This window comes from Klebsiella sp. P1927 (assembly GCF_018204675.1).
Lineage (GTDB): Bacteria > Pseudomonadota > Gammaproteobacteria > Enterobacterales > Enterobacteriaceae > Klebsiella > Klebsiella pneumoniae.
Genome location: NZ_CP073377.1, coordinates 1,982,997 through 1,995,321, shown reverse-complemented (window position 1 = coordinate 1,995,321; position 12,325 = coordinate 1,982,997). Strand labels below are relative to the sequence as shown.

11 protein-coding genes are annotated in these 12,325 nt (G+C 59.9%); 6 read left to right on the top strand and 5 right to left on the bottom strand.

All coding sequences use genetic code 11. The features are described 5' to 3' along the window. Window positions 1-2: 2 nt before the first annotated feature. Window positions 3-1,082 (top strand): malate/lactate/ureidoglycolate dehydrogenase, encoded by a 1,080-nt coding sequence (locus KB892_RS10070; RefSeq protein ID WP_004148647.1) that lies wholly within the window; start codon window positions 3-5, stop codon window positions 1,080-1,082. Between the two features lie 247 nt (window positions 1,083-1,329). Beyond that, window positions 1,330-3,480: a formate dehydrogenase subunit alpha gene (gene fdhF / locus KB892_RS10065; protein WP_004180308.1), complete on the top strand. Its 2,151-nt coding sequence runs from the start codon at window positions 1,330-1,332 to the stop codon at window positions 3,478-3,480. 42 nt (window positions 3,481-3,522) lie between these two features. Here the strand turns inward: fdhF and KB892_RS10055 are convergent, their stop codons facing one another. Continuing rightward, entirely contained in the window at window positions 3,523-4,680 is a 1,158-nt protein-coding gene (locus KB892_RS10055) for a M20 aminoacylase family protein (RefSeq protein WP_004200202.1), read from the bottom strand. A gap of 295 nt (window positions 4,681-4,975) precedes the next feature. On the opposite strand from KB892_RS10055, the gene KB892_RS10050 reads away from it, so the two are divergent. The 4 genes from KB892_RS10050 (at window position 4,976) to KB892_RS10035 (ending at window position 8,952) form a co-directional block, all read left to right on the top strand. After that, window positions 4,976-6,175 carry an MFS transporter gene (locus tag KB892_RS10050; protein ID WP_004148650.1) on the top strand — a complete coding sequence of 400 codons (1,200 nt, stop codon included), beginning with the start codon at window positions 4,976-4,978 and terminating at the stop codon, window positions 6,173-6,175. A 115-nt stretch (window positions 6,176-6,290) separates the two neighbouring features. Further along, on the top strand, window positions 6,291-6,725 hold the full coding sequence (locus tag KB892_RS10045) for a VOC family protein (RefSeq protein ID WP_004200203.1): 435 nt from the start codon (window positions 6,291-6,293) through the stop codon (window positions 6,723-6,725). A gap of 565 nt (window positions 6,726-7,290) precedes the next feature. Next, window positions 7,291-8,523 (top strand): multidrug efflux MFS transporter MdtM, encoded by a 1,233-nt coding sequence (locus KB892_RS10040; RefSeq protein WP_004200205.1) that lies wholly within the window; start codon window positions 7,291-7,293, stop codon window positions 8,521-8,523. 36 nt (window positions 8,524-8,559) lie between these two features. Next, window positions 8,560-8,952 (top strand): VOC family protein, encoded by a 393-nt coding sequence (locus KB892_RS10035; protein WP_004200207.1) that lies wholly within the window; start codon window positions 8,560-8,562, stop codon window positions 8,950-8,952. A gap of 128 nt (window positions 8,953-9,080) precedes the next feature. On the opposite strand, the gene KB892_RS10030 is transcribed toward KB892_RS10035, so the two are convergent. From KB892_RS10030 to KB892_RS10015, 4 genes are all read right to left on the bottom strand, one after another. Next, window positions 9,081-9,668, bottom strand: a complete 588-nt coding sequence (locus tag KB892_RS10030; protein WP_020956717.1) for a DUF1062 domain-containing protein — start codon at window positions 9,666-9,668, stop codon at window positions 9,081-9,083. A 298-nt stretch (window positions 9,669-9,966) separates the two neighbouring features. Further along, window positions 9,967-10,689, bottom strand: a complete 723-nt coding sequence (locus tag KB892_RS10025; RefSeq protein ID WP_004189541.1) for an amino acid ABC transporter ATP-binding protein — start codon at window positions 10,687-10,689, stop codon at window positions 9,967-9,969. Then, window positions 10,676-11,440 carry an amino acid ABC transporter permease gene (locus KB892_RS10020; protein ID WP_004151161.1) on the bottom strand — a complete coding sequence of 255 codons (765 nt, stop codon included), beginning with the start codon at window positions 11,438-11,440 and terminating at the stop codon, window positions 10,676-10,678. The genes KB892_RS10025 and KB892_RS10020 overlap by 14 nt, the downstream gene beginning before the upstream one ends. A gap of 63 nt (window positions 11,441-11,503) precedes the next feature. Continuing rightward, window positions 11,504-12,271: a basic amino acid ABC transporter substrate-binding protein gene (locus KB892_RS10015; RefSeq protein ID WP_002908376.1), complete on the bottom strand. Its 768-nt coding sequence runs from the start codon at window positions 12,269-12,271 to the stop codon at window positions 11,504-11,506. Between the last annotated feature and the right edge of the window lie 54 nt (window positions 12,272-12,325).

Sequence of the window (12,325 nt, the reverse complement as noted above, 5' to 3'; positions counted from 1 at the left end):
CAGTGCCTACAGGACACCGCTTTCTGGCGACGGATCTGCATCAGTTTGTCGTCTCACTGTTTACCCATCTCGGCAGTACCCCAGGGGAAGCCACCCTCGTCGCGGACCATCTGATCGCCGCCAATCTTGCCGGGCATGACTCCCACGGCGTCGGGATGATCCCCAGCTACGTCAAATCCCACGCCGGTGGTTTTCTGCAGCTCAACCGCCACGCCACGGTGACCAAAGACGCCGGCGCCGTGGTCACCCTCGACGGCAACGCCGGCTTCGGCCAGGTGGTCGCCCACGAAGCGATGCAGTTAGGCATTGAAAAGGCGAAGCAGCATGGTATGGCGGCTATCGCCCTGCGCAATGCGCATCACGTCGGTCGCATCGGCTACTGGGCCGAACAGTGCGCCGCCGCCGGGCTGATCTCCATTCACTTCGTCAGCGTCATCGGCGACCCGATGGTCGCCCCGTTCCGCGGGAAGGACAGCCGCTTCGGCACCAACCCGCTGTGCGTGGTGTTTCCCCGCGCGGGCCATCCGCCGCTGCTGCTGGACTACGCCACCAGCGCCATCGCCTTTGGTAAAACCCGCGTCGCCTGGCATAAAGGCGAAGCCGTGGCCCCCGGCTGCCTGATTGACGCCGAGGGTCGACCCACTACCGACCCGGCGGTGATGCAGACCTCGCCGCTGGGCGCCCTGCTCACCTTCGCCCAGCACAAAGGCTATGCCCTGGCGACGCTGTGCGAAGTGCTCGGCGGCGCGCTCTCCGGCGGGCAAACCACCCATCAGGAGAGCCTGCAGACCAGCGTCGACGCCATCTTTAACTGCATGACTACGGTGATCCTGCGCCCGGACGCGTTCGATGCCCCGGACAGCCAGGCACAGACGGAGGCCTTTATCGCATGGTGTAAGCAGTCGCCGCACGATGCCGATGCCCCGGTGCTGGCGCCCGGCGAATGGGAGGCCGCCAACCGCGAAGCGCGGCTGGCGCAGGGGATCCCGCTGGATGCCGGCAGCTGGCAGGCTATCTGCGCCGCCGCGCGCGACGTCGGCCTGAGCGAATCGCACTTCGACCGCTGCCGCCCTCTCGCCTAGCCGCGTTTTACTCCCGCAGAGCGTCTGACGTCGGCGCTCTGCGTCATCGTCATTAGTGACGAGGTCATGCTCCCGTCATCAATCTCTTTTCATTTTTCAATACAGATCAAGGGTTTAAATTCTGGCACAAGACCTGCATAGCGCAACAGGCCTGCGTCTGCATCACCACCAGGCGATACCGCGATCGTTGCCCGTCGGGCCCGGCGCGACAGCGATCCTCAGTTCACTGTTAACAGGTCTGTTACTGATGAAAAAAATCACGAGCGTGTGCCCCTACTGCGGGGCGGGTTGCAAACTTAAACTGGTTGTCGACAACAATAAAATCATTCGCGCGGAGGCCGCCGACGGCGTCACCAACCAGAACCAGCTGTGCCTGAAAGGCTACTACGGCTGGGATTTTCTTAACGATACGCAGCTCCTGACGCCCCGTCTTAAACAACCGATGATCCGCTACCAGAAAGGCGGCGCCTTCACGCCGGTCAGCTGGCAGGAGGCGATTCGCTATACCGCCAGCAAGCTCAGGGAGATCAAAGAGAAGCATGGCCCGCGCGCCATCATGACCACCGGCTCCTCGCGCGGCACCGGCAACGAAACCAACTATGTGATGCAAAAGTTCGCCCGCGCGGTGCTGAACACCAATAACGTCGACTGCTGCGCCCGCGTCTGCCACGGCCCCTCCGTCGCCGGGCTACAGCAGGCGCTGGGCAACGGGGCGATGAGCAACTCGATTAGCGACATCGAAAACTCGAAGTGCCTGCTGGTCTTTGGCTACAACTGCGCCGACTCCCATCCCATCGTCGCCCGCCGGGTAATCAAGGCCCGGGACAACGGCGCCAAAATCATCGTCTGCGATCCGCGGCGCATTGAAACCGCGCGCATTGCCGATCGTCATCTGCAGCTCAACAACGGCAGCAACATGGCGCTGGTAAATGCCTTCGGCTATGTGCTGCTGGAGGAGGAGCTGTACAACAAAACCTATGTCGAACGCTATACCGAAGGGCTGGATGCTTACCGCGAGGCGGTGAAGGATTACGCCCCGGAAGCGGTGGAAGGGATTGTCGGGGTCAGCGCGCGGGAAATCCGGGAGGCGATGCGCATGTTCGCCGCCGCCCCATCCGCCACCATTATGTGGGGCATGGGGGTCACCCAGTTTGGCCAGGCGGTGGACGTGGTGCGCGGCCTGGCAAGCCTGGCGCTGCTCACCGGCAACCTGGGACGACCCAACGTCGGCGTGGGGCCGGTCCGCGGGCAAAACAACGTACAGGGCGCCTGCGATATGGGCGTGCTGCCGAACCTGTTCCCCGGCTATCAGGAGGTCACCGACCCCGCCGTGCGGGCGAAATTCGCTGCCGCCTGGGGCATCGACCCGGCGCTGATGGACGACCAGGTCGGCACCCGCATCACCGAGGTGCCGCATAAAGCGCTGACCGGCGAGATCAAAGCCTATTATATCATGGGCGAAGATCCGCTGCAGACCGAAGCCGACCTCGGCCTGGTGCGCAAAGGCATCGAGGCGCTGGACTTCGTGGTCGTGCAGGACATCTTCATGACCAAAACAGCGGAAATGGCCGATGTCCTGCTGCCGGCCACCTCCTGGGGCGAGCACGGCGGCGTCTTCACCTGCGCCGACCGCGGGTTCCAGCGGTTTGAACAGGCGATCCCTCCGGCGGGAAATGTGAAGCGCGACTGGGAGATCATTAGCCTGCTGGCCAGCGAATTGGGCTATCCGATGCACTATGAGAACAACCAGCAAATCTGGGACGAGATGCGCGAGCTCTGCCCGCTGTTCTACGGCGTGACCTGGGAGAAAATGGGCGATATGGGCCATGTCCAGTGGCCGTGCCCGACCCTCGATCATCCCGGTACGCCATGGCTGTATAAAGACAACCGCTTCGACACCCCCTCGGGTAAAGGGCAGCTGTTCGCCACCGCCTGGCGCGCGCCGGCGGAGCGCCCGGATGACGAGTGGCCGCTGGTGCTCTGCACCGTGCGGGAAGTCGGGCATTATTCCTGCCGCTCGATGACCGGCAACTGCGCCGCGCTGCAGTCGCTGGCCGACGAGCCGGGACGGGTGCAGATGAATCCCGCGGATGCGCAACGACTGGGGATCGCCGACAAACAGCTGGTGTGGGTCAGCTCCCGGCGCGGGAAGGTGATCTCCCGCGCCGACCTCAGCGATCGCATCAATCCGGGGGCGGTCTATATGACCTATCAGTGGTGGGTGGGCGCCTGCAATGAGCTGACCCAGGATAACCTCGATCCGATCTCCAAAACGCCGGAAACCAAATACTGTGCGGTGAAAGTGGAAGCGATTGCCGACCAGCAATGGGCGGAGCGCTATGCCTGGACGGCCTACAGCGACATGAAAGCGCGACTGAAAGCCGCTGCCGACGTCTGACCTCAGGGAGCGCAGCGCGCTCCCTCTGCCGCTGCCGGTGGGTTACGCCGCCGGCAGCTGTTTCTCCACCAGCCCCACCCACATGGCGACGCCGGGGCCGATCAGCGCATCGTTAAAGTCATAGCTGGCGTTATGCAGCGGCTTCGACGGGGTTTCGCCGTCGGTGCCTAACCAGAAATAGGCCCCCGGACAGGCCTCCAGCATGCAGGCAAAATCTTCGGAGGCCATCGACGGCGCCTGATTCCAGCGCACCGCTTGCGCGCCGAGAGTGGCGACGGCCACCTCGCGCACCTGCTGCGCCTGCAGCGCATGGTTTTTGGTCACCGGATAACCCGGGAACCAGCTAATCTCGCCCTGCACATCGGACACCTGCGGCTGGGTCGCCACATAGCTTTCGATAAGCTCCCGCACGCGGGCGCGAACGCGATTGCTCAGACAGCGGAAGGTACCGCGCAGCACCACGGTGTCCGGTAGGACGTTGATCGCCTCGCCGCCGTTTATCTGGGTGATGCTGACCACCGCGGAATCCTGCGGCGACAAGCGGCGGGAAGGAATGGTCTGCAGCGCCATTATCAGCTGCGCCGCCGCGACGATCGGATCGGCCCCGCTCTCCGGCATCGCCGCATGACAGCTCTTTCCGCGCAGGGTGATCTCGAAGGCGTCCAGCGAGGCCATCATCGCGCCATCGCTGAGCGCCACTTCGCCAAGAGGGATCCCCGGCCAGTTATGCAGCGCGTAGATGGCGTCCATCGGGAAGCGCTCGAACAACCCCTCCTCCACCATTTTGCGCGCGCCGCCGAGGTTCTCTTCCGCCGGCTGAAAGACAAAGTGGACGGTGCCGCTGAAATGGCGGGTCTGCGCCAGATGGGCGGCGGCCGCCAGCAGCATCGCGGTATGGCCATCGTGGCCGCAGGCGTGCATCACCCCGGGACGGCGTGAACGGTAGCTGACGCTCCCCAGCTCGGTGATCGGCAGGGCGTCCATATCGGCGCGCAGGCCGATAACCGGCCCGGGGCCGTTCTCCAGCGTCGCCACGACGCCGGTGCCGGCCAGCCCTCGGTGCACCTGCAGCCCAAACGAGGCCAGCAGCTCCGCAACGCGGCGCGAGGTCTCCTGCTCCTGATATCCGAGCTCAGGCGCGGCGTGAAATTCACGTCGCCAGCCAACGGCTTCGGCGATCAGTGACGGCGATACGGCCATGTATTACTCCTTTCCTGCATAGCGTAATGCTGAATAATCGGTCATGCGTCGCGTTTTTCCCCGTCGCTCACCGGCGTCGGGGCGCTGCCGCTCCCTCCGTTATATCCTGTCGTTACCACGCTGACAACGTCACGAAATGCGGCGGCGGCGCGGCGTACAGCCCACCTGCCGCCCTGCGGCCCTTTTTTGGTAGTGATTTCAACGGTGACAACGGCCAGTCGATTAATTATTATGCAACTCAGGACGGCAATTTGCCGAAGGATCCACTACTGACCTCTCCGTCATCGGAAATAAAATGTTTAACCCAGACCAGAATCGTCTTGCCCCCACGCTGGCGATGATCATGGCCGCGTCGCTTGTGGGATTTATCACCGGCTATACGGTGCCGTTAATCAGTCTTGAGCTGGCGCAGCAGCAGATCGCGCCGCTGTACGTCGGCCTGCTGGCCGCCCTGCCGCCCGCCGGCATGATGATCTCCTCTTTCCTCTCTCCTGCGCTGTGCCGGCGCGTTGAAATGGGCGTGCTGCTGAGCGGCAGTCTTATCCTGCTGGCGCTGGCGACCATCGCCTCATGCATGACTACCGATATGACGCTGCTTTTGCTGCCGCGCCTGCTGACCGGCCTGGCCTCCGGGGTCATTATCGTACTCGGCGAAAGCTGGATCACCGGCGGCGCGGCGGGCAGCCAGCGCGCTACCCTCACCGGTCTCTACGCCTCGGCCTTTACCGGCTGCCAGCTGGCCGGGCCGCTGCTGATCTCCGTCGGCCCCGCCTGGCAGACATCAGCGCTGATAGCGATTGTCGCGGTCACCGCCGTCTGCCTGCTGATGCTGCGCCATCTGCCCACCGGCACTCGTGAAAGCCTCGGGGAGCGCGCCAGCTGGCGCAGCCTCGGCGCCTTTCTGCCGGTACTGGCCTCCGGGGTCTTCTGCTTCGCCTTCTTTGACGCCAGCATCCTCGCCCTGCTGCCGCTGTACGGCATGGACAAAGGGCTGAATGAAGGGCTGGCGGTGCTGCTGGTCACCGTGGTGCTGACCGGAGATGCGATGTTCCAGACCCCGCTCGGCTGGCTGGCCGACCGGGTCGGGATTCGCCGCGTGCATCTGAGCTGCGCGGTGGTTTTCAGCCTGTCGCTGCTGGCCCTGCCGCTGATGCTCGGTTCGCGCATTCAGCTGATGGCCATTTGTCTGCTGCTGGGCGCCGCGGCGGGCGCGCTTTATACCCTGTCGCTGGTGCGGGCGGGGAAAACCTTCAATGGGCAGAAGCTGATTATGATTAACGCCCTGTTCGGCTTTTTCTGGTCCGCCGGCAGCGTTGCCGGGCCGGTAGTCAGCGGCATGCTGATCGGCATCACTGGTTACGATGGCCTGATCGTCACCCTGGTGGCCAGCGGCGTGCTGTTCCTGTTGATTCAGTGTCTGTGCAAAAACGAGAAAACCCTGCTTGCCAGTGAGCAGGAAGATGACATGGACGAGGCGACGGAGTCCGCACGGTAGTCCTTACGGGCTGGCCTGGCGCCAGCCCTTTTTTATGGCCCTCACCGGAGGGTATCCTGTTCTTGCTGGCTCACTGCTGTTAACCATTGCCGGCCCCCAGCCGAGAGGAAATCCCATGGAAAGTAATACCTTACATCGTGGCAGATTGATCGATCATATTCTGCTGGTTGTCGAAGACTTTGAGGCAAGCAAAGACTTCTATACCGCCGTACTGTCGGCGCTGGAGATCCCGGTTATCACCACCGCCAATGACTACTTGCTGGCCGACGAACTGGTGGTGGCCTCACGCCACAGCCCGGAGGCTGCCGGGAAACTGACTGGGCGCCACCACCTGGCATTCCAGGCCAGAGATCGTGACAGGGTGGACGCTTTTTATCATGCGGCGCTGACCCATGGCGGACGTGATAACGGCGCGCCTGGCGAACGACACTATCATCCTGGTTACTATGCCGCTTTTGTGCTGGATCCGCAGGGGAATAATATTGAGGCGGTGTACCATGGCAAGGCTGAGCGCAGCGCCGGGTCTGTTGCGATCAGCTTCACGCAGTAAGCGGGCGAAAGTCACATTTTCTTACCTGCGCAATTCCCATAATAAATGTGGGTGTTATCATTTCCTTGATGAATAATTCATACCCATAGCTGAGGCGTCGATGCTGGAAAACCTAATCATCTGATAATCAGACTTCCGACCATCACTGGCCGGACTGATTATCACTGCGCTGAAATCGAATGCGGACACTGGCGAGTGTTCGCCTATTTTGCCCATGATGATGACAAAGGTTTCCCGGTATGAATGTTTCCCCTCAGGAGCAAGCGACTTTATTCATTCTCGTCCCCTGCGGACAAACGCTCCACATCCACGCGATGGCAGCGAGACCCCTCCCTCGCATAAGAAACGTCACCCCCAGCCAGTTAACCCGGTGCGTTATCCCTCTGCCATGCTCGATCACTCCCTCTGCATGCCGTTGCGTTGCCTTACCCAATGACCGTCGCCGGGCGAATTTTATCTTTCGGTTTGTCATTCCGCGGCCAGCCTGTGACGACAGCCGCAAGGGATCCACATCAACCAGGCCCCGATACCAGGGAAACCGTCACCGACCAGGGAGTCTTCGCGTATGAAATTAGCGTTGGGACCGTACATCCGTTTTAGCAGAATCTTGTTATTTCCGCTGGCGATGGTTATCTATGATTTTTCTGCTTATCTGACTACCGATCTCATTCAGCCGGGTATTATCCACATCATCCGGGAATTTGAGGCTGATGTTGCGTTAGCCCCGGCCTCCGTCAGCCTCTATTTAGCCGGGGGGCTGGCATTACAGTGGCTGCTGGGGCCGCTCTCCGACCGCATTGGTCGCCGCCCCGTACTACTGACCGGAGCCATCATCTTTGCTTTGGCCTGCTTCAGCATGATCTTTGTCACGTCGATTGATCAATATCTTATCGCCCGTTTTATCCAGGGAACCAGTATCTGCTTCATTTCGACAGTCGGTTATGTCTCCATCCAGGAGGCTTTTGATGAAAAAGAGTCTATCCGCATTATGGCGGCGCTGACATCCATCGTTTTGCTGGCGCCGGTAATCGGGCCCCTGGCGGGCGCTGGCCTGATGAATTTCCTGCACTGGAAGTTATTGTTTGCGATCATCGGCGCCATGAGCTTGCTGGCCTGGGCGTTACTGATTTTTAACATGCCAGAAACGGTCACCTCTCAGGGCCGGGGGTTTCGTCCGGGAGAGGTATTTTCCGAGTTTGTCCGCGCCTTTAAACAGCCGGTGGTGCTCACGGGCGCGCTGGTGTTGTCATTCAGTAACCTGCCGATAATCACCTGGGTAGCACTCTCTCCGGTGATCCTGATCGATGACGGCGGGATGTCGCGCGGCGCCTATGCCTGGACCCAGGTGCCTGTCTTTGGCGGCGTTATTATTGCCAGCATCATCGTGGCCCGTTTTATCAAGGATCCGACCTCTCCCCGCTTTATCTGGCGCACTATCCCGATACAGCTGACCGGGTTGTTGGTATTACTGGCGGGAAATATTGCATGGCCCCATACCTGGTGGTGGTCCGTTTCAGGAACAAGTCTCTATGCCCTCGGAACAGGCCTGTTGTTCCCCGTATTATTCCGTTTTGCGCTTTTTTCCCACTCCCTGCCGAAAGGGACGGTTTCAGCCACCATCAACATTGTGGCGCTCAGTTTTATGGCGGCCTCGGTGGAAGTAGCGCGCTGGGTTTACTTCCAGGCTGGCGGCAGAATTGCTTTTCACTGCCTGGCGCTGATAGCGGGAATCGTCGTCATCATGCTGGTCTCGCGCTTGTTAAAACTCCGTCAACAACATCTCCTTCAGCCAGCCTGAAGGTTTATGCCTTTTTGCCCGCAACAGGAGAACACTATGTTTTCATACATTATGCTGGGAACGAACGATCTGCCACGCGCCATCAAGTTCTATGACCCGTTAATGGCGCTGCTGGGGCACGTCAAAGCCGGCCGTAACGAACAGGGGGCGTCCTGGGGCACCTTCAACGGCAATCACACCTGCGGGCTGTGCGTGGGCGTTCCTTTTGACCAGCAGCCTGCCGGGGTGGGTAATGGAACGATGGTGGCGCTTAACGCCCGCTCCGTCGCACATATTGCGGAACTGCATGCCCTCGCCCTGCAACTCGGCGGACGTGACGAAGGCGCTCCCGGTCACCGGCCGCAGTATGGCGACGGTTTTCACAGCGCCTACGTCCGCGATCCCGACGGCAATAAGCTGGCGTTTGTTTACTATGCGTCTGCAGATTGAATGGCTGCAGCGGAGGTGGCTTTTGCAGGCGGAGAAAAGGGTGTCAGGACGGCCAACTTCGCCGTCCTTATTCACCGAGGAATAAAAAAGCCAGCAGCTCAAGCGCTGCGGCTTATCTTCCCGGCAAGTTATCTACCGCAAAGTGATAACGTAATCCGGCGTCGCGCATACAGCGTTTCCGCCGCCAGCTGAAAATCATATTCCATCGCCTTCAGCTTTTTCGTCTTGAGCTGTTTTAGTGGAAAACCCTCGATATGCCCTGTCGCGACCAACCACCGGATTTCAGCCGTACTCAGCTTGAGCTGTTTTTTCAGTATTGATAGCAGGCTGATGCGAAATGGCTGACTGACTCTGACGCGCACCGTTATCCGCTGACATGCCATCAACGTAACCGACCATTGCTCGTGAATACGAAAATCAGGTTGCCCCGACGGCTCGGCGCGGTTGCGCTTCAGCGTCGCGAGGTCAGCGGCATAATAGTGAACCATGGCTGCATCGTTCTTCAGCAGGCGCTGAAGCAGTTCGCGGTTTATCTTGCTGACGTGCAGCCTGGAAAACAGGGCGATATTCCAGGTGTAATCGCAGTGCGTGCATTTATAGATGCTCCAGATATCCAGCAGCTTCTTTTGCGAATTCACCCGGATGGCGCCGGAAGGCGCAAAGTCGCGTTTTACATTGCAGGCGGGGCAGCGTTTGGCAATGTGCTGATACCCCACGGGCGTGACCGTCCATGTAACTGTCATAACGTACCTTTTTTAACCCATACGAAACCGAGTCCGTCATTAACGGACCATGATTTTTGGCGTATGAAAAATAGTTAATCGCTATTTTTCAGTGGGTTAAAAAAAGATTTCCAACGTTATTTTCCTGGAGAAGTCCTAATCGACACCCTGAGATTAACAAAGGGGTTATCGCGGGATATATGAGCCCTGTCAATGTTTGCGCGGATGATTAAAAGCTTCGTCAATACACCCGGAATGCTCAGCGGGCTGGCATCGCGCCAGCCCGCCCGGTTTACAGCACCTTGCTGAGGAACGCGGCGGTGCGTGGGTTGGTCGGCGCGCTAAAGATCTGCCCCGGCTTGCCCTCTTCCTGAATCACGCCCTGGTCGATGAAGATCACCCGGTCGGCCACTTCGCGGGCAAAGCCCATTTCGTGGGTCACGATCACCATGGTCATCCCCTCGCTGGCGAGGTTTTTCATCACCTCCAGCACGTCGCCCACCAGCTCCGGGTCCAGCGCCGAAGTGGGCTCATCGAACAGCATTATCGACGGCTTCATCGCCAGTGCGCGGGCGATGGCTACCCGCTGCTGCTGGCCGCCGGACAGGCTCGAGGGCCAGGCGTCGCGCTTATCGCTTAAGCCCACCTTCGCCAGCAAGGCTTCCGCCAGGTCGACCGCCTGCTGGCGCGGCATATTGCGCAGATTCATCGGCGCCATGATCAGGTTTTCCAGCACCGTCATGTGCGGGAACAGGTTAAAGCGCTGGAACACCATGCCGACGCTTTCGCGCATCTTGTTGAGGTCGGTGGTCCGGTCGTGGGCGGCAAAGCCGTTAACCACCACCTCGCCTTCGCTGACCGTCTCCAGGGCGTTCATGCAGCGCAGGAAGGTGCTTTTCCCCGAGCCGGATGGGCCGATGATGCACACCACTTCCTGCGGTTTAATATCGCAGCTGATGCCGCGCAGCACGTGGCTGTCGCCGAAGCGCTTATGTAAGTTATTAATGTGAATCACTTTTGCCAAACCTCTTTTCCAGACGGTTAACCAGCTGCGCCAGCAGGAAGGTGATCACCCAGTAGACCAGAGAGATGGTCAGGTAGGGTTCCCAGTAGGTGGCGTAGGCGCCGGAGACGGTGCGCGCGGCATAGGCCAGATCGGCCAGGCCGATCGCCGAGGCCAGCGACGAGTCTTTGACAATGGCGATGGCGTTATTGCCCAGCGGCGGCAGAATACGGCGAAACGCCTGCGGCAGGATCACCTTGCGCATGGTTTTCCACCACGGCATGCCCAGCGCGCGGGAGGCCTCCATCTGCCCTTTGTCGATCGACTGGATGCCGGCGCGGAAAATCTCCGACACATAGGCCCCGGCGTTAAGGGTGATCGCCACGATGCAGGAGAGGAACGCCCCGTAGCTGGCGCGCAGCTCGCGGGCAAAGTCGGCGCTCATCAGGCCGCTGGTCACCAGCAGGCCGTCGCGCGGGTTGATAAACAGCGGCACCAGCGCAAAGTGCACCACCATAATCTGCACGAACAGCGGCGTGCCGCGGAAGGCGCTGACGTAAAAGCGCACCGGAAACTGCACCAGGTAGCGGAGAATATATTTCCACGGCCCGTGCTCGGCCTTCGCCATCCGCCCGAGACCGAGAGTTAACCCCCACAGCGTCCCGAGGATCACGCAGATAATGGTACATTTAATCGTCATCAGGGCGCCGTCCACAAACAGCGGGCCGTACTCCTCGATGATCTCCCAACGGAATCCCGTCATAGTCCTTCCCTAAAAAATACGGCTATCGCCTGGGCGATAGCCGTGGTCACTGAAAAAGGTGGATTATTGCGCTGGCAGCGTCGGCACGTTGTCGTCGAACCAGGTTTTATAGATTTTGGCGTAAGTCCCGTCAGCAACGATCTTTTGCAGCCCGGCGTTGATTTTGCCCAGCAGTTCGCTGTTGCCTTTCGCCACCGCAATACCGAAATACTGACGCTCAAATTTGGCATCCGGCACCAGCTTGAACTGCTTCTCCGGGTGCTGTTTGATGTAGTACTTCACCACCCCGACGTCGCCAACCGCGGCGCTGACGCCGTCCTCAAACAGCTCCTGGAGCATCAGCGGGGTATTGTCGAAACGCTTGATCGCGGTGCTGTTTTTACCCAGCACCTCAGAAACCACGATATCGCCGGTGCTGGAGTTCACCACCCCGACCTTCTCGTTTTTCAGGGCCGCCAGTGAATCCACCTGCGAGTCCTGAGCGACGACGATAGACTGTTCGGCCGGGAAGTACGGCGCGGAGAAATCGACCATCTGTTTGCGTTTATCGGTGATGGTGATCCCGGAGATGATGATGTCGCGGTCGCCGGTGTTCAGCGTGGCGAAGATGCCTTCCCATGGGGTATTGACCAGCTTAACGTCAAAGCCTTCGGCTTTGGCGATGGCTTTGATGATGTCGATGTCGAAACCTTCCAGCTGTTTCTGGCTGTTTTCAAATTCAAACGGCCGGTAGGTGCCGCCGGAGCCGACGGTATAGGTTTCCGCAGCCGCCTGTCCGGCAGCCGTCAGCGCGGCTATCATGCAACACGCTTTGAGCAAATTCTTGACCATGAGATTTCCTTTTTATGCATTTATTTTGCATAAAAATACACACACTCACTTTTA